This is a genomic window from Xanthomonas sp. LMG 12462 (assembly GCF_009192885.1).
GTDB lineage: Bacteria > Pseudomonadota > Gammaproteobacteria > Xanthomonadales > Xanthomonadaceae > Xanthomonas_A > Xanthomonas_A sontii.
The window spans coordinates 105,402-129,249 of the sequence record NZ_NMPP01000043.1 but is presented as its reverse complement, the minus strand read 5'-3'; the positions used below and the strand labels follow the sequence as shown (position 1 = coordinate 129,249).

Genomic DNA, 23,848 nt, shown 5'->3' with positions numbered 1-23,848 from the left:
GCTTTTACGAATCCCCAATCCCGATTCCCGAATCCCAGCTCTTACAGCGTACGCTGCACTTCGATGCGCTCGAAGCACTCGATCTGGTCGCCGGCCTTGACGTCGTTGTAGGCCTTCACGCCGATACCGCACTCGGTGCCGTTGCGCACTTCGTCGACGTTCTCCTTGAAGCGACGCAGCGATTCCAGCTCGCCCTCGAACACCACGGTGTTGTCGCGCAGCACGCGGATCGGCTTGTTGCGCTTGACCACGCCCTCCACGACCATGCAGCCGGCGACGGCGCCGAACTTGGAGCTGCGGAACACGTCGCGCACCTGGGCGATACCGATGATCTCTTCGCGGATCTCCACGCCCAACAGGCCGGACGCCACCTGCTTCACCTGGTCGATCACGTCGTAGATGATCGAGAAGTACCGCAGGTCGATGCCGTTGGTCTCGATGATGCGCCGCGCCGAGGCGTCGGCACGCACGTTGAAGCCGATCACCGTGGCCTTGGAGGCCAGCGCCGAATTCGCATCGGACTCGGTGATGCCGCCCACGCCGGAGTGGATCACGTTGATGCGGATCTGCTCGTTGGACAACGCGGTCAGCGACTGCTTCAGCGCTTCCACCGAACCCTGCACGTCGGCCTTGATCACCAGGTTCAGCGACAGCTGGCCTTCGCCCTTGCCCAGCTGCGACATGATGTCTTCCATGCGGCTGCCCGCCGAGGACACCAGGCGCGACTCGCGGCGCTTGGTCTCGCGCTGCTGCGCCACATCCTTGGCCAGGCGCTCGTCGTCGACGACCACGAAGTCGTCGCCGGCATCCGGCACGCCGGACAGGCCCAGCACCTGCACCGGGATCGACGGACCCGCCGAATCGGGCTGTTTGCCGGTCTCGTCGAACAGCGCACGCACGCGGCCGTACTGGATGCCACACACCAGGTAGTCGCCCTTCTTCAGCGCGCCCTGCTGCACCAGCACCGTCGCCACCGGGCCGCGGCCCTTGTCCAGCGAGGACTCGATCACCACGCCGCTGGCGCGACCTTCGGCCACCGCCCGCAGTTCCAGCACTTCGGCCTGCAGCGAGATCGCGTCCAGCAGCACGTCGACGCCCTGGCCGGTCTTGGCCGAGAGTTCGACGAACTGGGTGTCGCCACCGAATTCTTCGGCGACCACGTCCTGCGCCAGCAGCTCGTTCTTGACCCGCAGCGGATCGGCGCCGGACTTGTCGATCTTGTTGACCGCCACGATCAGCGGCACGCCGGCCGCCTTCGCATGCTTGACCGCCTCGACCGTCTGCGGCATCACGCCGTCGTCGGCCGCGACCACCAGCACCACGATGTCGGTGAGCTTGGCGCCGCGCGCGCGCATCGAGGTGAACGCGGCATGGCCCGGGGTATCCAGGAAGCTGATGACGCCGCGATCGGTTTCGACGTGGTACGCGCCGATGTGCTGGGTGATGCCGCCGGCTTCGCCCGAGGCGACCTTGGTGCGGCGGATGTAGTCCAGCAGCGAGGTCTTGCCGTGGTCGACGTGGCCCATGATGGTGACCACCGGCGGCCGCGGCAGCTTCTCGCCCTGCGCGTCCTCGGTGTGCGCCAGCAGCGCGTCCTCGGCGTCGGCACTGCCGGCGCGGGTCGGCTTGTGGCCGAGTTCCTCGGTGACCAGCGCCGCGGTGTCGTGGTCGATGGTCTGGGTGATGGTGGCCATCACGCCCATCTTGAACAGCGCCTTCACCACGTCGCCGCCCTTCAGCGCGAGCTTCTGCGCCAGGTCGGCCACGGTGATGGTGTCGCCGATCGCCACTTCGCGCACCACCGGCGCGGTCGGACGCTCGAAGCCGTGCGCGCCGCCGCCGCTGCGCGACGGTTCGGCCTGGCGACGGCCGCCGCTGTGGCTGCCGCCGCGCGGCTTGCCGCGCACGTTGGAACGGCGCGCGCGGTCGGCCGCGGACAGGTGCAACTGGCCGGCGAAGCGGCTGGTGCTGTCGTCGTCCTCGACCCCGGCGACCATCACGTGCGAGCCGCGGGTCTTGTGCTTGTTGGCGGCGTTGTTGCGGTCGTCGCTGCGCGGCGCGGCCGGCTTGGCCGGATGCGCGGCACCGGCCGGACGCGGCGCCATCGGCGGACGCGGCGCGCGGGGCGCGGCGGCGGTGGCGTTGCGGTCGGCAGGCGCGGACGGCGCCGCAGCCGGCGGCGCCGACTCGGCGTCCAGCGCGGCCTGGGCCGCGCGCTGCTCGGCCTCGGCACGCTCGCGCGCTTCCTGCTCGGCCTTGCGCTTGCGCTCGATTTCCTCGGCGCGCGCGCGATCCTGCTCGGCGAGCTTCTGCTGTTCGGCCAGATTGCGCTGCTTGGATTCCTCCAGCTTGCGCAGGATCTCGGCGCGCTCGTCGTCCACCCGTCCGCCCGCGGACGGCGCCGCACGCTCGGCGGCCAGGTCCTCGGCCGACTTCACGTAGGTGCGCTTCTGCCGGACCTCGACGTTGACCGTGGTCTTGCTGCGCCCGGCGCTGACCGTCACTTCCTGCAGCTTGCGCCGGTTCAGGGTGATCTTCTTCGGCGCCGCCTGGGCCTCTTCCTCGACCGGCTTGTCGGTCTTGCCGTGGGTACGGCGCAGGAAGCCCAGCAGCTTCATCTTTTCGGTGCTGGTGACGACCTGGTCGGGACCGCTGAACTTCATCCCGGCGTCGGCCAGTTGAACCAGCAGTTTCTCGACCGGCGTGTTCACCAGTTCGGCCAGCTTGCGGATGGTGGTTTGCTGCGACATTCGGATCCTATGATCTGGTTGGCGCCCCCTCGCCGCGTGCGAAGGTAGCGCGGATTCTAAGCCCTGATCGGGTCAGGGCGGCATTCATCGCTGACTCATTCGCCGCGCTCCAGGCGGGCGATCTCCTCGGCGCGGGCGGCCAGGATCAGGGCCGCGGCGCGGTCCTTGTCCAGGTCCTCGATGCCGAACTCGAGGATTTCGTCGGCAGCCAGATCCGACAGGTCCTCGCTGGTACGTACGCCATGGCCGGCCAGCGCGTAGGCGGTGGCTTCGTCCATGCCCGGCAGCGACAGCAGGTCCGCCGCCGGCACGCCGTCGTCGTCGCTCTCCTCGGCGGCCAGCGCCTCGTTGAGCAGCGCGTCGCGGGCACGGGCGCGCAGTTCCTCGACGATGTCCTCGTCGAAGCCTTCCACCGCCAGCAGCTCGCCGACCGGCACGTAGGCGATTTCCTCGACCGAGTTGAAGCCCTCGGCGACCAGGATCGCGGCGATCTCCTCATCCACTTCCAGCTTGTCCATGAACAGCTGGCGGGCCACGGCCTGCTCGGCCTCGGACTTCGCCGCGACCTGCTCGGCGGTCATCACGTTGAGCTGCCAACCGGTCAGGCGGCTGGCCAGGCGCACGTTCTGGCCGCCCTTGCCGATCGCCTGGGCCAGGCGGTCTTCCGCCACCGCAAGATCCATCGAGTGCTTTTCTTCATCGACGATGATCGACTGCACCTCGGCCGGCGCCATCGCATTGATGACGAAATTGGCCGGATTGTCGTTCCACAGCACGATGTCCACGCGCTCGCCGTTGAGCTCGTTGGACACCGCCTGCACGCGCGAACCGCGCATGCCGATGCAGGCGCCGATCGGATCGGTGCGGGTGTCGTGCGCCAGCACCGCGATCTTGGCGCGATCGCCCGGATCGCGTGCGCAGGCCTTGATCTCGACCAGGCCCTGGCCCACTTCCGGCACTTCCAGCTTGAACAGCTCGATCATGAATTCCGGCGCGGCGCGGCTGATGAACAGTTGCGGGCCGCGCGGCTCCGAACGCACTTCGGCCAGGTAGCCGCGCACGCGGTCGCCGGCGCGCAGCACGTCGCGCGGGATGCCCTTGTCCTTGGGGATGAAGGCCTCGGCGTTGCCGCCCAGGTCCACGTAGATGTTGCCGCGCTCGGCGCGCTTGACCACGCCGGTGACCAGCTCGCCGACGCGATCCTTCCACGCATCCACCACCTGCTGGCGCTCGGCCTCGCGTACGCGCTGCACGATCACCTGCTTGGCGGCCTGCGCGGCGATGCGGCCGAAGTCCGGATTCTCGATCTGCTCTTCGATGTAGTCGCCGACGTCCACGCCCTCGGCCTCGTCGACCGCGTCCATCAGGCGGATCTGCCGGTCTGGCGACTCCATCACCACATCGTCGGCCACCACTTCCCAACGCCGGAAGGTTTCGTAGGTGCCGTCCTTGTGGTCGATGGTGACGCGCGTCAGCACGTCCTGGTCGGGGTAGCGCTTCTTCGCCGCCGACGCCAATGCGGCCTCGATCGCGTCGAAGATCACTTCGCGCGGCACGCCCTTTTCGTTGGCCACCGCGTCGACTACCAGCAACAGTTCCTTGCTCATTCTTTCGCTCCGCGCGCAGCCTCGTCGGCCGCCGGTTCGTTGGATGGTTTCTTATTGGATTTTGCGTTCTTGCCGGCCGGCTTCGGGCCCTTGCCCGGCTTGGTCGGCGCCAGACCCAGCGCTGCCCAGTCGGGCATGATCCGCGCCTTGTCGATGTTGTCGAAGTCCACCGCCAGTTCGGCGCCGTCGACCTCGAAGGTGATGCGGCCGGTAGCGGCGTCGGCCTGCACGATGCGCCCCTGCAGGCGCCGACGGCCCTGCTGCGGCAACTTCAGCACCACCTTGGCCGATTCGCCCACATGGCGGGAAAACTGTTCGGCGCTGAACAGCGGCCGGTCCACGCCCGGCGAGGACACTTCCAGCGTGTAGTTGCCGCTGATCGGGTCTTCCACGTCCAGTTGCGCCGACACCTCGCGGCTGACCCGCTCGCAGTCGTCGATGTTGACGATGCGCTCGGGCTGCTCGGCCAGCGGCACGTCGATGTACAGGCGCAGCGTGGCGCCGCCGGGGGCCGGCAGGTATTCCGCGCCCAGCAGTTCCAGGCCCAACGCGTCCACGGTCGGGCCCAGCAGAGTCGCGATTTCGTTTGCCTTGTCGCTCACAGCCTGCCTTGCATCTGAAAAGGTTGAAAAGTCGATTGCGTGCATTTCCCGGACCCCGGAAACGACAAAGGGCCCTCTGGGCCCCTTGTCCGGTAAAACTCCGGTCACGCTGGATTCCGGTTGCGACGACGGGAACATGCGTCATCGCGAAGCCCAAACTTCCCTGCCGCAGACAACCGATGCACTGGTTGCCGCTGCAGACAAAGATGGTAGCGGGGGCAGGATTTGAACCTGCGACCTTCGGGTTATGAGCCCGACGAGCTGCCAGACTGCTCCACCCCGCAGCAGAAGCGGAATTATGAAGAATCAGCGCGTCGATTGCAAGCCCTGATTTTCATCTCGATGCGGTAGCGACGCTGCCGTTCGAAGGACCCCATGATAACCGCACACGATGGAAAACGAAACAACAATCGCATCGCCGAATGCAAAAACGCCAACGCCGCCTTGCGGCGGCGTTGGCGGAAAACAGCGGGAAAACCGCCCTTTCGCGATCAGGCCAGGTGCGCGAAAGCGCGCTGGCACCACGCCATCAGCGGGCTCCAGGCCAGGCCGAAGGCCAGCAGGCCCAGCGCGTTGACGCCCAGCGCCACGCCCAGCACGCGGTCGTCGTTGGCCGGCAGCGGCGTGCCGACCGGCTCGTCGAAATACATCACCTTGATCACGCGCAGGTAGTAGAACGCGCCGATCACCGCACACAGCACCGACAGCACCGCCAGGCCGGTCCACCACAGGTTCTGGTCGGGCACCGCGACGACCGCGCCCAGCACCGCCAGCTTGGCCCAGAAGCCCAGGAACGGCGGCACGCCGGCCAGCGAGGCCATGATGCACAGCACCAGCAGCGCCATCCACGGGTTGCGTGCGTTCAGGCCCTTGAAGTCGTCGATGTTCTCGGCCTCGAAGCCCTTGCGCGACAGCGCGATGATCGCGCCGAACGAAGCGGTGGACATCACCGCATAGCAGATCGCGTAGAACAGCGCCGCCGCATAGCCGCGCTCGCCGCCGCCGGCCACGCCCAGCAGCAGGAAGCCGATGTGCGAGACCGTGGAATACGCCAGCATGCGCTTGAGGTTGCTCTGCGCCACCGCCATCAGGTTGCCGACCACAAGCGACAGCGCCGCCAGGCCGCCGATCACCCAGTGCCACTGCGCCGCCAGCGGGCCCACGCCCACTTCCAGCAGGCGGTAGGCCATGCCGAACGCGGCCAGCTTGGACGCCGAGCTGATGAACAGCGCGATCGGCGCCGGGGCGCCCTGGTAGACGTCCGGCAACCACATGTGGAACGGCGCCGCGCCGAGCTTGAAGGCGACACCGGCGATCATGAACACCGTGCCGGTCAGCAGCAGCATGTGCTCGCGGCCGTTGCCGATCGCCTCGTGGATGCCGCTCAGGCTCAGCGTGCCGGTGGCGCCGTAGATCAGCGACATGCCGTACAGCAGCAGGCCGGAGGCCAGCGAACCCAGCACGATGTACTTCATCGCCGCTTCGGTGGCCATGCCGTTGTCGCGGTTGGAGGCGACCAGCGCGTAGGAGCACAGCGCCAGCAGTTCCAGGCCCAGGTAGACCATCAGCAGGCTGCCGGCCGAGACCAGGATCATCATGCCGACCGTGGCGAACAGCACCAGCACCGGGATCTCGCCCTGGTACAGCTTGCGCTCGCGCAGGTAGCTCCAGCCGTAGATCAGGGTCAGCGCGCTGAGGCCCACGATCACCGTCTTCATCACGTCGGCGGCGGCATCGCGCACGAACATGCCGTTGAACACCTCGCCCTGCCCGCCCACGCCGGCCAGCAGCATCACGAACACCGCGACCAGGATCGCCACCGAGACGATGTGGGTCCAGGCCTTGTTGCGCTCGCTGATGAACAGATCGAGCATCAGCAGGAAGAAGGCACCGGCGGTCAGCACCAGCTCGGGCAGCAGGGGCGGCAGGTCGACGGTGGTCAGAGGCAGCAGCGCAGGGGTGGTCATCATCAAATCTCTGGAATCAATACGCTCGACGGCCGCTTACAGCTTGCTGGTGGCGATCTGCGCCGCCAGCTTCGCGATCGAGGGCTCCATCAGGTCGGTCAACGGCTTCGGATACAGGCCCAGGGCCAGCACGCCGAGCGCGAACACGCCCAGCACCAGCGCCTCGCGGCCGTTGATGTCCTTCAGCTCGGCCACGTGCGCATTGGCGACCTCGCCGAAGAACACGCGCTTGTAAAGCCACAGGGTGTAGGCGGCGGTGATCACCAGGGTGGTCGCCGCACCGAAGGCCAGCAACGGGTGCTTCTGGAAGCTGGCCATGATGACCATGAACTCGCCGACGAAGCCACTGGTGCCCGGCAGGCCCGCATTGGCCATGAAGAACAGCATCGCAAAGGTCGCGAACCACGGCATCACGTTGACCACGCCGCCGTAGTCGGCGATGCGGCGGGTATGCATGCGGTCGTACAGCACGCCGACGCAGGAGAACATCGCGCCGGACACGAAGCCGTGCGAGATCATCTGCACCATCGCGCCCTGCAGCCCCAGCCGCGCAGCGTCGACGCTGCCGAAGCCGACCAGGCCGAAGGCGACGAAGGTGCCGAGAGTGACGAAGCCCATGTGCGCGATCGACGAGTAGGCGATCAGCTTCTTCATGTCGTCCTGGACCAGGGCGACCAGGCCGACGTAGATCACCGCGATCAGCGACAGCGCGATCACCAGCCACGCCCACTCGTTGCTGGCGTCGGGCAGGATCGGCAGGTTGAAGCGCAGGAAGCCGTAACCGCCGATCTTCAGCGCGATCGCCGCCAGGATCACCGAACCGGCGGTCGGCGCTTCCACGTGCGCGTCCGGCAGCCAGGTGTGCACCGGGAACATCGGCACCTTGACCGCGAAGGCGATCAGGAAGGCGAAGAACAGCCAGGTCTGCTCCTTCGAGGTCAGCGACAGCTGGTAGAGGTCGGCGAGCTGGAAGCTGCCGCCCTTCAGGTACAGGTAGATCAACCCGACCAGCATCAGCACCGAGCCGAGGAAGGTGTACAGGAAGAACTTGACCGCGGCGTAGATGCGGCGCGGGCCGCCCCAGATGCCGATGATCAGGAACATCGGGATCAGCATCGCCTCGAAGAACACGTAGAACAGCATCGCGTCGGTGGCGGAGAAGATGCCGACGGTGACGCCTTCCAGGATCAGGAACGCGGCCACGTACTGGTTGACGCGCTTGTCGATCGAGGTCCACGCGCCGATCAGCGCCAGCACCGTGACCAGCGTGGTCAGCACGATCAGCGCCACCGCGATGCCGTCGGCGCCGAGGTTGTAGCCGATGTCGTATGCCGGGATCCAGGCATGGGTCTCGACGAACTGCAGCGCGTCGCTGGCGTAGTCGAAACCGGTGAGCAGCGGCAGGCTGAGCGCGAAGGTCAGCAACGCCACCAGCAGCGACGCCCAGCGCGCCGCACGCGCATCACGCAGGGCGAGCACCAGGGCGCCGCCGATGATCGGCAGCCAGATCAGGATGGAGAGTAGAGGCCAGTTCGACACGTGTTCTTATTCCGTACAGGTCAACGCCAGAAATGCATCAGCACGCCCAGCAGGGCAATGAGACCGACGATCATCGCGAAGGCGTAGTGATAGAGGAAACCGGATTGCGTGCGACGCAGCAGATTGGCCGCCAGGTCGATCACGCGTGCGGTGCCGTTGACCATGACGCCGTCCACGACATGCGTATCCACCGCGCGCGACACCTTGCCCAGGCGCACACCGCCGCCGGCGAAACCGCCGATCCAGAGCTTGTCGAAACCGTACTTGTTCTCGAGGATCCACACCGGCACCGAGAAGGTCTTGCGCGCCTTCGCCGCCAGTTCCGGCTTCCACAGGTACAGGATCCACGCCAGGGCGAAACCGGCCAGGGTCAGGAAGAACGGCGGCTGGGTCAGGCCGTGCAGGGCGAACGCGACCGGGCCGTGGAACTCCTCGGCCAGCGCGCCGACGGTGTCGCGCGCCGGATCGTAGAAGTCGACGATGCCGGTGAAGAAGCTGACCGCCTGGCCCTTGATCGCCGCCGCGGCATGGTGCCCCGCCCAGTCGGTGCCGAACAGCATCGGGCCGATGGTGAAGAAGCCGATCGCGATCGACGGGATCGCCAGCAGGATCAGTGGCACCGTCACCACCCACGGCGACTCGTGCGGTTCGTGCGCGCCGTGGTGGCCGTGGCCGTGATCGTCGTGTGCGTGATCGTCGTGGGCATGCGCACCGTGGGCGTCGTCATGATGCGCATCGTGGTGCGCATGCGCATCGCGGAAGCGCTCCTGGCCATGGAAGGTCAGGAACAGCAGGCGGAAGCTGTAGAAGCTGGTGATCAGCACGCCGCCGAGCACGGCCCAGTAGCCGTAGGTCGCGATCCAGCCATGCGAGGTGTGCGCGTGGTGCTGCGCCGCCTCGATGATGGTGTCCTTGGAGTAGAAGCCGGCGAAGAACGGGGTGCCGACCAGCGCCAGGGTGCCGATCACGCTGGTCCAGTAGGTGATCGGCATGTACTTGCGCAGGCCGCCCATCTTGCGCATGTCCTGCTCGTGGTGCATGCCGATGATCACCGAGCCGGCCGCCAGGAACAGCAGCGCCTTGAAGAAGGCGTGGGTCATCAGGTGGAACACCGCCGCCGAATACGCCGACACGCCCAGCGCCACGGTCATGTAGCCCAGCTGCGACAGCGTCGAGTAGGCGACAACGCGCTTGATGTCGTTCTGCACGATGCCGATCAGGCCGGTGAAGAACGCGGTGGTGGCGCCGACGACCAGCACGAAGTTCAACGCGGTCTGCGACAGCTCGAACAGTGGCGACATGCGCGCCACCATGAAGATGCCGGCGGTGACCATGGTCGCGGCGTGGATCAGCGCCGAGATCGGGGTCGGGCCTTCCATCGAGTCCGGCAGCCACACGTGCAGCGGCACCTGCGCCGACTTGCCCATGGCGCCGATGAACAGGCACACGCAGATGATGGTGGAGACATTCCAGGCATGGCCCGGCAACAGTTGCACCTGGGCCAGACCGCCGGCGGCATCGCTGCCCAGCACCGCGGTGGCGTTGGCGAACACGCTGGCGTAGTCCAGCGTGCCGAACCACAGCAGCACGCCGGCGATGCCGAGGATGAAACCGAAGTCGCCGACGCGGTTGACCAGGAACGCCTTCATGTTGGCGAACACCGCGGTCGGGCGCTTGAACCAGAAGCCGATCAGCAGGTACGACACCAGGCCCACCGCTTCCCAGCCGAAGAACAGCTGCAGGAAGTTGTTGCTCATCACCAGGCTCAGCATCGAGAAGGTGAACAGCGAGATGTAGCTGAAGAAGCGCTGGTAGCACGGATCGTCGGCCATGTAGCCGATGGTGTAGATGTGAACCAGCAGCGACACGAAGGTCACCACCACCATCATCATCGCGGTCAGGCGGTCGACCATGAAGCCGACGTGGGCCGAATAGTGGCCGACCTCGAAGAAGGTGTAGAGGTTCTGGTTGAACGGCGAGGCGCCCTGCCCGACCAGCTGGTACAGGGTCCAGCACGACAGTGCGCAGCTGACCGCCACGCCGAGGATGGTGGCGAACTGCGCGCCCTTGCGGCCGACCTGACGGCCGAACAGGCCGGCGATGATGCTGCCGACCAGCGGGGCCAGCACCACCGCGATCAGCAGACTCTTGGAGAGCGTAATTTCCATCTGCAGGTCAGCCCTTCAGCGAATCGACTTCGGCCACGTTGATCGTGTGGCGGGTACGGAACAGCGTCACCAGGATCGCGAGGCCGATGGCGGCTTCGGCCGCGGCCACGGTCAGGATGAAGAACACGAACAACTGGCCGGCGGCGTCGCCGAGCTCGCGCGAGAAGGCGACGAAGTTGATGTTGACCGACAGCAGCATCAGCTCGATCGACATCAGCAGCACGATGACGTTCTTGCGGTTGAGGAAGATGCCGGCCAGGGCGATGCAGAACAGCACCGCGCCGAGCGCCAGCAGATGGCCTAGGGAGATCATGGCTGGCCCTCCTGCGATGCCGGCGGAGTGTGGAGCGTGGGCTTTTCGGCGGCCATCTTGACCATGCGCAGACGGTCGCCGGCCTTGACCCGCGACTGGTCGCCCGGGTTCTGGGTCTTGATGCCGGTGCGCTTGCGCAGGGTCAGCATCACGGCGGCCACGACCGCCACGGTCAGGATGATCGCGGCGAACTCGAACGGCAGCAGGAACTGGGTGAACAGGGTCTTGGCCAGCCAGGTGATGTTGGAGGTGTCGGCGGCCTGCGCCGCGGCGTTGTCGGCCGGGAACGGCGCCGCGCTGCGCGCCTTCACGCCGATCAGGGTGACCATCTGCACCAGCATCGCCACTGCCACCACCAGGCCCACCGGCAGGTAGCGCACCCAGCCTTCGCGCATGCGGGCGGTGTCGATGTCCAGCATCATCACCACGAACAGGAACAGCACCATCACCGCGCCGACGTAGACCAGCACCAGGGTCACGCCGAGGAACTCGGCGCCCACCAGCAGCCACACGCAGGCGATGGAAAAGAACGTCAGGATCAGGCACAGCACCGCGTACACGGGGTTGCGCACGCTGATCACAGCGCCGGCGGCGACCGCGGCGATGGTGGCGAAGATCCAGAAAGCGATATTGACCCAATCCATTTCGGAACCTCAGCGGAAGGGAGCGTCGGCAGCGCGGCGCTCGGCGATCTCGGCCTCGAGCCGGTCTCCGATCGCCAGCAACTGCGGCTTGGTGACGATGTTCTCGCCGCGCTTTTCGAAGTGGTACTCCAGCACCTGGGTCTCCACGATCGAATCCACCGGGCAGCTTTCCTCGCAGAAGCCGCAGTAGATGCACTTGAACAGGTCGATGTCGTAGCGGGTGGTGCGGCGGGTGCCGTCCTCGCGCTTGGTCGAGTCGATGGTGATCGCCAGCGCCGGGCACACCGCCTCGCACAGCTTGCAGGCGATGCAGCGCTCTTCGCCGTTGGGATAGCGGCGCAGCGCGTGCAGACCGCGGAAGCGCGGCGATTGCGGGAACTTCTCCATCGGGTACAGCACGGTGTACTTGGGACGGAACGTGTACTTCAAGGTCAGCCACAGGCCGCCGAGCAGCTCGAGCAGCAGCAGGCTCTTGAAGTAATGAGTGATTTTATTCATCGCTTACACGCCCTTCTGGATCACGCCGTAGAACACCATCAATGCCGTCACCGCGATCCACACGATCGTCAGCGGGATGAACACCTTCCAGCCCAGGCGCATGATCTGGTCGTAGCGGTAGCGCGGGAAGCTGGCGCGGAACCAGATGTACGCGCTGGCGAAGAACAGCACCTTCATCAGCAGCCACGGCCAGCCGCCGGTCCAGATCCAGTTGACCCACGGCGAGATGTCCGCGGTGACCCAGCCCTGGATCGGGCTCAGCCAGCCGCCCAGGAAGAAGATCGAGACCAGGAAGCTGACCAGGATCATGTTGGCGTATTCGGCCAGGAAGAACAGCGCGAACGCACCGCCCGAATACTCGACCATGTGGCCGGCGACGATTTCCGACTCGCCTTCGACCACGTCGAACGGCGCGCGGTTCGTCTCGGCCACGCCGGACACCCAGTACACGATGAACAGCGGGAACAGCGGGATCAGGAACCAGTCGAAGAACCCGGAGCTGCCGGCCTGCGCCTGCACGATCGTGCTCAGGTTCAGGCTGCCGGCCGCGATCATCACGCCGACCAGGGCGAAGCCCATCGCGATCTCGTAGCTGACCACCTGCGCCGCCGAGCGCATCGCGCCGAGGAAGGCGTACTTGGAGTTGGACGCCCAGCCGGCCAGGATGATGCCGTACACGCCCAGCGAGGTCATCGCCAGCAGGTACAGCAGGCCGGCGTTGGCGTTGGACAGCACCAGCTTGGCGTCGAACGGAACCACCGCCCAGGCGGCGAAGGCCGGCGCCAGGGTGATCAGCGGCGCGATCACGAACATCGCCTTGTGCGAGCTGCTGGGCTGGATGATTTCCTTGAATAGCAGTTTGAAGACGTCGGCGAAGGCCTGGAAGATGCCCATGCCCACGTACATCGGCCCATGGCGCACATGCATCCAGCCGATCAGCTTGCGCTCCCAGACCACGTAGAACGCCACCGCGATGATCACCGGCATGGCGATCAGCAGGATCTTCAGCACGATCCACAGGACCACGCCGAGGGCGCCCAGGCCGAGGAACCACTGGTGCAGCGGGTCGACCACGTTCAACAGCATCTCGTTCATGCAGCCACCACCGTCACCCGACCGGCGCCCAGCGGCGCGGTCGCGCCGTGGCCCGTTTCGATCCAGGCCGCGCCCGGCGCGACCCGCTTGTCCGTCGCCAGCGGCAACGTGGCGCTACCCGCCGCGGTGCCGACCTTGACCATCTGCCCGTCGCTCAGGCCCAGGCGCGCCGCCTCGTCCGGATGCAGCGCAATGCCCGGCGCGCGGTTGAGCGGATGCTGCTGCAGCGCCTGCGCGCGGCGCACCACCGCATCGGTGCGGTAGATCGCCGGACTGGCGGCCAGTTCCAGGCCCTCGTCCTGGCGTGCCGGCTGCGCCGAGCTCGCCGCGGCGACCTCGCGCGGCTGCAGGCCGTCGCGCAGCCCGGCCAGGTCGATGAACTCGAAGCCGGGCAGACCCAGCTCGTCGCCGAGCGCGCGCAGTACGCGCCAGCCCTCGCGGGCCTCGCCCGGCAGCTTGCCGCCGGCGCGGGTGCGCTGGTCGCTGCCGTTGAGGTTGGTCAGCGTCGCCTCGATTTCCGGCAGCGCGCCGATCGGCAGGATCACATCGGCCACGTCGCGGGTGGAGGCGCAGGCGAAGTGGCTGAACGCCACCACCTTGGCGCCGGCCAGCGCGCTGCGCGCGGCGGCGGCGTCGGCGAAGTCCAGGCCCGGCTCCAGACCGTACAGCACGTAGGCGCTGCGCGGCTCGGCCAGCATCGCGGCGACATTGCGACCGCGCGGCAGCACGCCGTAGCGCGACAGGCCCAGCGCGTTGGCGCCCTGCGGGATGCGGCACAGCGCCGCGCCGGTGGCGGCGGCGAAATCGCGCGCGGCGGCACGCAGCGCAGCGGCCTGCGGATGGTTCTCGGCCAGCGCGCCGACGATCAGCACCGCACGGCCGGCGCCCTGCACCGCCTCGCGCAGCGCGCCGTCGGCCAGCGCCTCGGCGAACTTCGACGGCGCCACGATCTGGCGGCCGGCCTGGTCGAAGGCCACGTCGAAATCGACCGGGTTGATCGAGTACACCTTGGTCTGGCGCTGCATCCGCGCCTTGCGCAGGCGTGCATGCAGCAGCGGCAGTTCATGGCGCAGGTTGCTGCCCAGGATCACCACCACATCGGCCTGCTCGATCTCCGCCAGCGGCAGCGCGAACGGCTCGGCCAGCGCGGCGTCGGAGAAGTCGCGGTTGTACACGCGGTGATCGAGGTTGCCGCTGTCCAGGCCCTCGGCCAGGCGCGCCAGCAGCGCGCCCTCCTCGTTGGAGGTGGACGGATGCGCGAGCACGCCCAGCGCGTCGCCGCGGTTGGCCTTGAGGATCTCGCTCGCGGCGGAAAGTCCTTCGGCCCACGACACCTCGCGCCACTGCCCGTCGACCTTGCGCATCGGCCGCAGTGCGCGGTCCTCGGCGTACAGGCCCTGGTGCGAGTAGCGGTCGCGGTCGGACAGCCAGCACTCGTTGACCGCTTCGTTGTCGCGCGGCACGGTGCGCAGCACTTCGCCGCGGCGCACATGCAGGAACAGATTGGAGCCCATCGCGTCGTGGTAGCCCAGCGACTCGCGCGCCACCAGTTCCCACGGACGCGCGCGGAACTGGAACACCTTGTTGGTCAGCGCGCCGACCGGGCACACGTCGACCACGTTGCCGGACAGCTCGGTGGTCAGCGGCTTGCCGTCGTAGGTGCCGATCTGCAGGTTCTCGCCGCGGTACATGCCGCCCAGCTCGTAGGTGCCGGCGATGTCCGCGGTGAAGCGCACGCAGCGCGTGCACTGGATGCAGCGGGTCATCTCGGTGGCGACCAGCGGCCCGATGTCCTCGTCCGGCACCACGCGCTTGCGCTCGTTGAAGCGGCTGACCGAACGGCCGTAGCCCAGCGACACGTCCTGCAACTCGCACTCGCCGCCCTGATCGCAGATCGGGCAGTCCAGCGGATGGTTGATCAGCAGGAATTCCATGACGCTGCGCTGGTACTTCAGCGCCTTGTCGCTGCGCGTCTGCACCTTCATGCCGTCCATGACCGGCGTGGCGCAGGCCGGCGACGGCTTGGGCGACTTCTCGACATCGACCAGGCACATGCGGCAGTTGGCCGCGATCGGCAGCTTCTCGTGGTAGCAGAAGCGCGGGATCGGGATGCCGGCCTTGTCGGCGGCCTGGATGATCATCGAGCCCTTCGGCACGACCAGCGACTGGCCGTCGATCTCGACGGTCACATGGCCTTCCGGCACGACCGCGGGGGTCGCGCCGGGATTGTTGGGTTGCGCGCTCATGCGGCGGCTGCCTCCAGCTTCTTGCCGTCAACCATCGAATGACCGTTGACGATGTAGTACTCGAATTCGTCCCAGAACTGGCGCAGGAAGCCCTGGATCGGCCAGGCCGCCGCTTCGCCGAAGGCGCAGATGGTGTGGCCTTCGATCTGCCCGGCGACGGTGCGCAGCTGGTGCAGGTCTTCCATCGTGGCCTTGCCGGCGACGATGCGCTCCAGCACGCGGTGCATCCAGCCGGTGCCTTCGCGGCACGGGGTGCACTGGCCGCAGGACTCCTTGTGGAAGAACTGCGAGATGCGGCAGGCGAACTTCACGCAGCACACGCTGTCGTCCAGCACCACGATCGCGCCCGAGCCCAGGCCGGTGCCCAGCGCGCGCAGGGTGTCGTAGTCCATCTGCAGGTCTTTGAGCTGCTCGGCCTTCAGCACCGGCATCGACACGCCGCCCGGGATCGCGCCCTTGAGGGTGCGGCCCGGCTTCAGCCCGCCGGCCATTTCCAGCAGTTCGTCGAAGGTGGTGCCCAGCGGCACTTCGAAGTTGCCGCCCTTCTGCACGCAGCCGGACACCGAGAAGATCTTCGGGCCGCCGTTCTTGGTCTTGCTCAGCCCCAGGAACCACTCCGGGCCGTTGCGGATGATCGCCGGCACCGACGCGTAGGTCTCGGTGTTGTTGATCGTCGACGGCTTGCCGTACAGGCCGAAGTTGGCCGGGAACGGCGGCTTGTAGCGCGGCTGGCCCTTCTTGCCTTCCAGCGACTCCATCAGCGCGGTCTCTTCGCCGCAGATGTAGGCGCCGGCACCGAGGGCGCCGTAGATGTCGATGTCGACGCCGCTGCCGAGGATGTCCTTGCCCAGCCAGCCATTGGCGTAGGCGTCGGCCAGGGCCTGCTCGAAATGCTCGAAGGGCTCGTGGTGGAACTCGCCGCGCAGGTAGTTGTAGCCCACGGTGGAGCCGGTGGCGTAGCAGGCGATGGCCATGCCCTCCACCACCGAATGCGGGTTGTAGCGCAGGATGTCGCGGTCCTTGCAGGTGCCCGGCTCGGACTCGTCCGAGTTGCACAGGATGTACTTCTGCGGTGCGCCCTTGGGCATGAACGACCACTTCAGGCCGGTCGGGAAGCCGGCGCCGCCGCGGCCGCGCAGGTTCGACTGCTTGACCATCTCGATCACCTGCTCCGGCGGGATCTTCTCTTCGAGGATCTTGCGCAGCGCGGCGTAGCCACCGGTCTTCAGGTAGCTCTCGTAGGACCACGGGGTGTCGTAGTGCAGCGTGGTGTACACCACCTGGTGCGGCTGCGGCGCGGGGCCGACCGGACCGGTGGGAGCGTGGGGATGCTGTGCCATTGCCGTTACTCCAACCCGTCCAGCAATTCGTCGACCTTGTCCTTGGTCAGATGCTCATGGTAGTGGCCGTTGATGACCATCATCGGTGCGCCGGCGCAACCGGCCAGGCACTCTTCCTCGCGCTTGAGGTAGACGCGGCCGTCGGCGGTGGACTGGCCCAACTTGCAGCCGAGCTTCTTCTCGGCGTGCGCGACCAGATCCTCGGCGCCGTTGAGCCAGCAGCTGATGTTGGTGCAGAACGCGACGTTGTTGCGGCCGACCTTCTCGGTCTCGAACATCGAGTAGAAGCTGGCGACCTCGTAGGCCCACACCGGCGGCAGCTCCAGGTACTTGGCCACGCCGGCGATCAGTTCGTCGGTCAGCCAGCCCTGGTTCTGTTCCTGCGCCGCGTGCAGGCCCTGCAGCACCGCCGAACGCTTGCGGTCCGGCGGGAACTTGCTCAGCCAGTGATCGATGTGCGCGCGCGTCTTGTCGCTCAGCACCACCATCGGATCGACGTCGCGCGCCGCTTCGAAATTACCTGTCGCCTTCATCGGTCGACCTCACCAAACACCAGATCATAGGTACCAATCATTGCCACCACGTCGGCCAGCATGTGGCCGCGCACGATCGCGTCCATCGACGACAGATGGGCGAAGCCCGGCGCACGCAGGTGCACGCGGAACGGCTTGTTGGCGCCGTCGGACATCAGGTAGCAGCCGAACTCGCCCTTCGGCGCCTCGACCGCGCAGTAGGTCTCGCCGGCCGGCACGCAGTAGCCTTCGCTGAACAGCTTGAAGTGATGGATCAGCGCTTCCATGTCGTCCTTCATCTCGGCGCGCTTGGGCGGCGCCACCTTGAAGTTCTCGACCATGACCGGGCCCGGGTTGGCCTTCAGCCACTGCACGCACTGCTTGATGATGCGGTTGGACTCGCGCATTTCGGCCACGCGCACCAGGTAGCGGTCGTAGCAGTCGCCGTTGGTGCCGAGCGGAATGTCGAAATCGACGCTGTCGTACTTGGCGTACGGCTGCTTCTTGCGCAGGTCCCAGGCGATGCCCGAGCCGCGCAGCATGGCGCCGGTCATGCCCCAGGCGTAGGCCTGCTCCGGGGTGACCACGCCGATGCCGACGGTGCGCTGCTTCCAGATGCGGTTGTCGGTGAGCAGGGTCTCGTACTCGTCCACGCGCGCCGGGAAGGTGTTGGTGAACTCCTCCAGGAAGTCCAGCATCGAGCCTTCGCGCGCGGCGTTGAGCCGCTTCAGCGCATTGCCCTTGTGCCAGCGCGATTCCTGGTACTTGGGCATGCGGTCCGGCAGGTCGCGATAGACACCGCCCGGGCGGTAGTAGGTCGCGTGCATGCGCGCGCCCGACACCGCCTCGTAGACGTCCATCAGCTCTTCGCGCTCGCGGAACGCGTACAGCATCACCGCCATCGCGCCCAGATCCAGGCCGTTGGAGCCGACCCACATCAGGTGGTTCAGGATGCGGGTGATCTCGTCGAACATGGTGCGGATGTACTGCGCGCGCTCCGGCGCCTCGATCCCCATCAGGGTCTCGATCGCGCGCACGTAGGCGTGCTCGTTGCACATCATCGACACGTAGTCCAGGCGATCCATGTAGCCGATCGACTGGTTGAACGGCTTGGACTCGGCCAGCTTCTCGGTGCCACGGTGCAGCAGGCCGATGTGCGGATCGGCGCGGACCACGGTCTCGCCGTCCATTTCCAGGATCAGGCGCAGCACGCCGTGCGCGGCCGGATGCTGCGGGCCGAAGTTCATCGTGTAGTTGCGGATTTCCTGCTTGGCTTCGGCAGGATTGCTGGCGAACCCGTCGTGCGCCTGGTGGTACTCGCTCACTTGGCGGACTCCTTCTGTGCTTCGCCCGCCGCGGTCTGGTAGCGCGCATCGTCGCGGATCACGCGCGGCACGCCCACGCGCGGCTCCACCGAGGTCACCGGCTCGTAGATCACGCGCTGCTTCTCTTCGTCGTAGCGCACTTCGACGTTGCCGATCAGCGGGAAATCCTTGCGGAACGGATGGCCGACGAAGCCGTAGTCGGTGAGGATGCGGCGCAGGTCCGGGTGCCCGGCGAAGACCACGCCAAACAGGTCGAACGCCTCGCGCTCGAACCAGTTCGCGCCCGGCCAGATGTCGGTGACCGAGGCCACCACCGGCAGGTCTTCGTTCGGCGCGTAGCAACGCACGCGCAGGCGCTGGTTGTGGCGATAGGAGATCAGCTGCGCCAGCACGGCATAGCGCTGCTGCGGGACCGGCAACGGCTGGGCGCCGCCGGCAGCCTCGCCGCTGGGGAACTCGCCCCAGGCGAAACGGCCCACGGCCTTGCCTTCGACGCCGCGGCTGAAGCCGTGCGAGGACACGTCGGAGGTATCCCACTCGTCGCTGCCGTAGCCGAGGTAATCGACGCCGCACAGGTCGGACAGCTGTTCGAAACCGAACTCGTCGCGCAACGCCAGGCAGGTGGCGTGCCAGGCGTCGGCCGGCACTTCCAGGGTGACTTCGCCGCGCGGAAGGGCCACGAAGACCTGGCTGCCGGGGAAACGGGCGCCGAGTCGGTCGCTAAAGGAAGATGCTTGCTCTGCCATGGGGGCTTGGCGTGCTCTCGAGGAAAGAGGAATCAGCGCGCGATGGTCTGGGTTCGCCAGATCTTCTTCTGCAACTGCAGGATGCCGTAGACCAGGGCCTCGGCGGTCGGCGGGCAACCCGGGACGTAGACGTCCACTGGCACGATGCGGTCGCAGCCGCGCACCACCGAATACGAGTAATGGTAGTAGCCGCCGCCGTTGGCGCAGCTGCCCATCGAGATGACCCACTTCGGGTCCGGCATCTGGTCGTAGACCTTGCGCAGCGCCGGGGCCATCTTGTTGACCAGGGTGCCGGCGACGATCATCACGTCGGACTGGCGCGGCGACGGGCGGAACACCACGCCGTAGCGGTCCAGGTCCAGGCGCGCGGCGCCAGCGTGCATCATCTCAACCGCGCAACAGGCCAGGCCGAAGGTCATCGGCCACATCGAGCCGGTGCGCGCCCAGTTCAGCAGCGCATCGACGCTGGTGGTGACGTAACCCTTCTCCAGCAGCGGGTTCTCGCCTTCGGGACGCAGGATGTCGTCCACCCGCCCTTCCGGGATCGGGTTGGTCATCAGGCGATCCAGGGTCTGAATCACTCCCATTCCAGCGCTCCCTTCTTCCACACGTAAACAAAACCGAGGAACAGCATGCCGACGAACAGGCCCATGGTGACCAGGGAGCGAGCGCCCAGGTCCATGAACACCTGCGTCCACGGCACGATGAAGATGATTTCCAGATCGAAGACGATGAACTGGATGGCGATCAGGTAGTAGCGCACGTCGAACTTCATGCGCGCGTCCTCGAAGGCCTCGAAGCCGCACTCGTACGGCGAGAGCTTCTTCAGGTCGGGACGCCGGGGACCGAGGAACCGCCCCACCAGCATCAGCGCGACGCCGATACCGGTGGCCACGATCAGAAACAGCAGGGTCGGCAAATATTCGGCCAGCACTCGCGATTCTCTCTTGCCTGTGCCCGCACGCGTGCCGCGCAGGCATGGGATAGACGATTCTCCGAGCGAGGGCGTGATGCCTTCGCGCAGAAACCGTAGCCAAACAATGGTGCCCAAGAGGGGACTCGAACCCCTACGACCTAAGTCGCTACCACCTCAAGGTAGTGCGTCTACCAATTCCGCCACCTGGGCTTGCGTAAAACCTGCGCGGCAATCCCGCCGCGCAGCATATTGTAACCGCCTTCAGTCTTTCTGCGACGGGGCAGGCGACTTTTCTTGCGCTTTTTCCGGCGCCTGCTGGGCGGCCGGGGCGGCGGCGGGGGCAGCCGGCGCCGCGGCGGCGGCCGACGGCGCCTGCGGGACCTGCAGTTCGCCGGCCGGCGCAGCCGGCGCCGGGGTGGCCGACTGCGACATCACGCCCAGATTGGCGTCGGCCGGACGCGCGCTGTGGCCGGCGTACCAGGCCATGAACAGGCTGATGGCGAAGAACACCACCGCCAGCCACTTGGTCGACTTGGACAGGAAGTTGGACGCGCCGCGCGATCCGAACACGGTGCCGGACGCGCCGGCGCCGAACCCGGAACCCGCCGCCGCACCGGCGCCGCGTTGCATCAGGATCAGCGCGATCATCGCGATCGCCACCAGCACGTAGACCACATTGAGGATGACCATCAGCATTTCGAAATCCGTCCGGACAGTACGACTTGGGGGACGAACGGCCGCCAGCGGCGGCCGTTCGCTCAACAGGTGGCCGCCGCTCGCACGACGGCCAGGAATTCCGCGGCGACCAGCGAGGCGCCGCCCACCAGCCCGCCATCGACATCCGGCTGCGCGAACAGCTCGGCGGCGTTGTCGGGCTTGACGCTGCCGCCATACAGGATCGGCAACGAATCCGCGATTCTAGCATCGCGCGCCGCCACTTCGCCACGGATGAACGCGTGCACCGCCTGCGCCTGCGCCGGGCTGGCGGTGCGGCCGGTGCCGATCGCCCAGACCGGCTCGTAGGCCACCACGGCCCGGGCGAAGCCGTCGGCGCCGACCAGGTCCAGCACCGGCGCCAGCTGCGCGGCGATCACCGCCTCGGTCCGCCCGGCCTCGCGCTGCTCCAGGGTCTCGCCCACGCACAGGATCGGCACCAGCCCGGCGTGCAGGGCGGCGGCGAACTTGCGCGCGACCAGTTCGCTGCTTTCCTGGTGGTACTGGCGCCGCTCCGAATGCCCGACCAGGCCATAGTCGGCGCCCACGTCGACCAGCATCGCCGCCGACACCTCGCCGGTGTAGGCGCCCTTCTCGTTGCTGCTGACGTCCTGCGCGCCGAAGCGCAGCAGCCGGTCCTCGAAATGCTCGATCAGGTCGCCCAGGTACGGCAGCGGCGGCAGGATCACCACCTCCACGCCGTGCTCGGCCTCGTGCAGCCCGGCGACGATCTCCCGCACCAGGTCGGCGGCGAAGTGGCGGGTGCCATGCAATTTCCAGTTTCCGGCTACGATCTTGCGTCGCATCGGCGCATCTCCGGCGAAAAAGTGCCGAGAGGATAGCCGATGCGCCGCCAAGGGCAGGCATCGCCCTGCCCCGCCCTGCGCCACGCCGCCCGCTCCACGCCCAGAGACCGTCATGACCCAGCTTCCCGGCTACGCCCTGATCACCGGCGCCTCCAGCGGCATCGGCCGCGAGATCGCCCGCGAATACGCCCGCCGCGGCGTGCCGCTGATCCTGAGCGCGCGCCGCGAGACGCAGTTGCAGGCGCTGGCCGCCGAACTGCGGCCGCAGGTGCCGGTGGAGGTACTGGTCGCCGACCTGGCCGATCCGGCCGCGCCAGCCGCGCTGGTGGCCGAGATCGAACGGCGCGGGTTGGCGGTGCGGATCCTGGTCAACAACGCCGGGTACGGCGTGCCCGGCCGCTACATCGCCCAGGACTGGGCGGTGCACGCGGCGTTCCTGCAGGTGATGGTCGGCGCCGTGTGCGAACTGACCTGGCGGCTGCTGCCGGCGCTGCGCGCCAGCGGCCACGGCCGCATCCTCAACGTCGCCTCGTTCGCCGCCCTGGTGCCCGGCGCCGATGGCCACACCCTGTACGCGGCGGCGAAGAGCTTCATGCTGCGCTTCAGCGAATCGCTGGCGCTGGAGAACGCCGACCGCGGCGTCGGCGTCTGCGCGCTGTGTCCCGGCTTCACCTGGTCCGAGTTCCATGACGTCACCGGCACCCGCGAACAGATGAACGCCCTGCCGCGCTGGCTCTGGCTGCAGACCGCCGCGGTGGCCCGCGCCGGCATCGACGGCGCCGAACGCGGCAAGGTCCGGGTGGTCCCCGGCGCGGTCTACCGCGCCCTGCTCGGCCTGACGGCACTACTGCCTAATGCCCTGCTGCTGCGGATGATGGGTCGGGGCTCGCATCGCATCAGAAGTGTGGAATGAGGCCGGGAATAGGGAATGGGGAAACGGGAATGGAAACGCCTCGCCTCCAAGCCGGTGGATGCCTGTGACAATACTGGCCACGGAAACCCGCTTTTAACGATTCCCCACTCCCGACTCCCGATTCCCGGCTACTTCAGCTTGATCTCGCGCAACCGCTCTTCCAGATACCCCTGCGCGGTGATCGGCTCGGGATAGCGGCTGGGGTTGTCGGCGCTGACGCAGGACGGCAGCACGTCGATCACGAAGTCCGGGTTCGGGTGCAGGAAGAACGGCACCGAGTAGCGCGGCTGGCGCGCCTGCTCGCCCGGGGGATTGACCACGCGATGGGTGGTCGAGGGATACACGTGGTTGGTCAGGCGCTGCAGCATGTCGCCGATGTTGACCACGATGGTGTCGGCGTCGGAGGTGAACGGCACCCATTCGCCCTGCTTGGACTTCACTTCCAGGCCGGCGGCGCTGGCGCCGACCAGCAGGGTGATCAGGTTGATGTCCTCGTGGGCGCCGGCGCGCACGTTGGGGATGTTGTCGGCGGTGATCGGCGGGTAGTGGATCGGGCGCAGGATCGAGTTGCCCGAATCGGTCTTGTCGACGAAGTAATGCTCGGGCAGGCCGATGTGCAGGGCCAGCGCCGACAGCACGCGCGCGCCGAGCGCATCCAGCGCCTGGTACAGGCCGTAGCCGTGGGTGCGGAAGCCAGGCACCTCGCTCGGCCACAGGTTCGGCGGCATCACCGCGCGGTACGGGGAGTCGTCGGAAATCTCGCGACCGATGTGCCAGAACTCCTTCAGGTCGAAGTGCTTGGAGTCCTTGGCGGTCTCCACGCCGAAGGCGGTATAGCCGCGCGCGCCGCCGCTGCCGGGCAGGTGGTAGGTGCGCTTGGTCTCCTCGGGCAGGGCGAAGAACGCCTTGAACACGTCGTAGGCCGCGTCGATCTGCGCCTGGGCGATGCCGTGGTTGCGGATGCCGGCGAAGCCCCACTCGCGGTAGGCCGCGCCCAGCTCGGCGACGAAGGCCTCGCGGTCGGTGTCGAAACGGGTGATGTCGAGGGTGGGAATGCGCGCAGTCATGGCAGGAACCGTCATCTCGTGAGAGGAAGCAAACGCCGCGCTCAGCGCAGCAGGCGATACAGCAGGTAGAACGTGACCGC

21 protein-coding genes and 2 tRNA genes are annotated in these 23,848 nt (G+C 67.2%); 1 reads left to right on the top strand and 22 read right to left on the bottom strand.

Translation table 11 applies throughout. The features are described 5' to 3' along the window. Window positions 1-41 precede the first annotated feature (41 nt). From infB to tpiA, 21 genes are all read right to left on the bottom strand, one after another. Window positions 42-2,750 carry a translation initiation factor IF-2 gene (gene infB, locus CEK69_RS11660; RefSeq protein WP_152245717.1) on the bottom strand — a complete coding sequence of 903 codons (2,709 nt, stop codon included), beginning with the start codon at window positions 2,748-2,750 and terminating at the stop codon, window positions 42-44. A 95-nt stretch (window positions 2,751-2,845) separates the two neighbouring features. Then, window positions 2,846-4,357: a transcription termination factor NusA gene (gene nusA / locus CEK69_RS11655; protein WP_017908136.1), complete on the bottom strand. Its 1,512-nt coding sequence runs from the start codon at window positions 4,355-4,357 to the stop codon at window positions 2,846-2,848. Continuing rightward, on the bottom strand, window positions 4,354-4,959 hold the full coding sequence (rimP, locus tag CEK69_RS11650; protein WP_152245715.1) for a ribosome maturation factor RimP: 606 nt from the start codon (window positions 4,957-4,959) through the stop codon (window positions 4,354-4,356). Before rimP ends, nusA begins: the two co-directional genes overlap by 4 nt. Window positions 4,960-5,166: 207 nt before the next feature. Beyond that, window positions 5,167-5,243: transfer RNA gene (locus CEK69_RS11645), tRNA-Met, on the bottom strand. A 207-nt stretch (window positions 5,244-5,450) separates the two neighbouring features. Further along, on the bottom strand, window positions 5,451-6,926 hold the full coding sequence (gene nuoN / locus CEK69_RS11640; RefSeq protein ID WP_152245725.1) for an NADH-quinone oxidoreductase subunit NuoN: 1,476 nt from the start codon (window positions 6,924-6,926) through the stop codon (window positions 5,451-5,453). Window positions 6,927-6,962: 36 nt separating this feature from the next. Then, on the bottom strand, window positions 6,963-8,465 hold the full coding sequence (locus CEK69_RS11635; RefSeq protein WP_017912007.1) for an NADH-quinone oxidoreductase subunit M: 1,503 nt from the start codon (window positions 8,463-8,465) through the stop codon (window positions 6,963-6,965). Window positions 8,466-8,485: 20 nt separating this feature from the next. Continuing rightward, the gene (gene nuoL / locus CEK69_RS11630; RefSeq protein WP_152245713.1) at window positions 8,486-10,633 is read right to left on the bottom strand and encodes an NADH-quinone oxidoreductase subunit L; all 2,148 of its coding nucleotides are present in this window, start codon (window positions 10,631-10,633) and stop codon (window positions 8,486-8,488) included. A gap of 7 nt (window positions 10,634-10,640) precedes the next feature. Next, window positions 10,641-10,946 (bottom strand): NADH-quinone oxidoreductase subunit NuoK, encoded by a 306-nt coding sequence (gene nuoK / locus CEK69_RS11625; protein ID WP_017908131.1) that lies wholly within the window; start codon window positions 10,944-10,946, stop codon window positions 10,641-10,643. Beyond that, window positions 10,943-11,590: an NADH-quinone oxidoreductase subunit J gene (locus CEK69_RS11620; protein ID WP_017908130.1), complete on the bottom strand. Its 648-nt coding sequence runs from the start codon at window positions 11,588-11,590 to the stop codon at window positions 10,943-10,945. Before CEK69_RS11620 ends, nuoK begins: the two co-directional genes overlap by 4 nt. Before the next feature lie 9 nt (window positions 11,591-11,599). Next, entirely contained in the window at window positions 11,600-12,088 is a 489-nt protein-coding gene (nuoI, locus tag CEK69_RS11615) for an NADH-quinone oxidoreductase subunit NuoI (RefSeq protein ID WP_012915532.1), read from the bottom strand. A 3-nt stretch (window positions 12,089-12,091) separates the two neighbouring features. Next, a complete protein-coding gene (nuoH, locus tag CEK69_RS11610) occupies window positions 12,092-13,183 on the bottom strand; it encodes an NADH-quinone oxidoreductase subunit NuoH (RefSeq protein ID WP_017908129.1) in 1,092 nt (363 codons plus the stop codon). After that, on the bottom strand, window positions 13,180-15,429 hold the full coding sequence (gene nuoG, locus CEK69_RS11605; protein ID WP_152245711.1) for an NADH-quinone oxidoreductase subunit NuoG: 2,250 nt from the start codon (window positions 15,427-15,429) through the stop codon (window positions 13,180-13,182). Before nuoG ends, nuoH begins: the two co-directional genes overlap by 4 nt. Beyond that, window positions 15,426-16,769: an NADH-quinone oxidoreductase subunit NuoF gene (gene nuoF, locus CEK69_RS11600; RefSeq protein ID WP_152245709.1), complete on the bottom strand. Its 1,344-nt coding sequence runs from the start codon at window positions 16,767-16,769 to the stop codon at window positions 15,426-15,428. The genes nuoG and nuoF overlap by 4 nt, the downstream gene beginning before the upstream one ends. Before the next feature lie 5 nt (window positions 16,770-16,774). Continuing rightward, window positions 16,775-17,302, bottom strand: coding sequence for an NADH-quinone oxidoreductase subunit NuoE (gene nuoE, locus CEK69_RS11595; RefSeq protein ID WP_010343009.1), 528 nt, complete (start codon window positions 17,300-17,302; stop codon window positions 16,775-16,777). Continuing rightward, window positions 17,299-18,606, bottom strand: a complete 1,308-nt coding sequence (locus CEK69_RS11590) for an NADH-quinone oxidoreductase subunit D (protein WP_017912135.1) — start codon at window positions 18,604-18,606, stop codon at window positions 17,299-17,301. Before CEK69_RS11590 ends, nuoE begins: the two co-directional genes overlap by 4 nt. Continuing rightward, on the bottom strand, window positions 18,603-19,352 hold the full coding sequence (locus tag CEK69_RS11585; protein WP_026143244.1) for an NADH-quinone oxidoreductase subunit C: 750 nt from the start codon (window positions 19,350-19,352) through the stop codon (window positions 18,603-18,605). The genes CEK69_RS11590 and CEK69_RS11585 overlap by 4 nt, the downstream gene beginning before the upstream one ends. A gap of 32 nt (window positions 19,353-19,384) precedes the next feature. Then, window positions 19,385-19,939 (bottom strand): NADH-quinone oxidoreductase subunit B, encoded by a 555-nt coding sequence (locus CEK69_RS11580; RefSeq protein ID WP_010343006.1) that lies wholly within the window; start codon window positions 19,937-19,939, stop codon window positions 19,385-19,387. After that, window positions 19,930-20,286 (bottom strand): NADH-quinone oxidoreductase subunit A, encoded by a 357-nt coding sequence (locus tag CEK69_RS11575; protein WP_010343005.1) that lies wholly within the window; start codon window positions 20,284-20,286, stop codon window positions 19,930-19,932. Before CEK69_RS11575 ends, CEK69_RS11580 begins: the two co-directional genes overlap by 10 nt. A 107-nt stretch (window positions 20,287-20,393) precedes the next feature. Continuing rightward, window positions 20,394-20,478: transfer RNA gene (locus tag CEK69_RS11570), tRNA-Leu, on the bottom strand. 51 nt (window positions 20,479-20,529) lie between these two features. Continuing rightward, entirely contained in the window at window positions 20,530-20,964 is a 435-nt protein-coding gene (gene secG / locus CEK69_RS11565) for a preprotein translocase subunit SecG (protein WP_152245707.1), read from the bottom strand. A gap of 62 nt (window positions 20,965-21,026) precedes the next feature. Beyond that, complete coding sequence (gene tpiA, locus CEK69_RS11560; protein ID WP_152245705.1) at window positions 21,027-21,788, bottom strand: triose-phosphate isomerase; 762 nt, start codon at window positions 21,786-21,788, stop codon at window positions 21,027-21,029. Window positions 21,789-21,900: 112 nt separating this feature from the next. On the opposite strand from tpiA, the gene CEK69_RS11555 reads away from it, so the two are divergent. Next, on the top strand, window positions 21,901-22,701 hold the full coding sequence (locus CEK69_RS11555) for an SDR family NAD(P)-dependent oxidoreductase (protein ID WP_152245703.1): 801 nt from the start codon (window positions 21,901-21,903) through the stop codon (window positions 22,699-22,701). A 128-nt stretch (window positions 22,702-22,829) separates the two neighbouring features. Here CEK69_RS11555 and CEK69_RS11550 read toward each other — a convergent pair whose 3' ends face one another. Continuing rightward, window positions 22,830-23,768 carry a 2-oxoglutarate and iron-dependent oxygenase domain-containing protein gene (locus tag CEK69_RS11550; protein ID WP_152245701.1) on the bottom strand — a complete coding sequence of 313 codons (939 nt, stop codon included), beginning with the start codon at window positions 23,766-23,768 and terminating at the stop codon, window positions 22,830-22,832. Window positions 23,769-23,848: the final 80 nt, after the last annotated feature.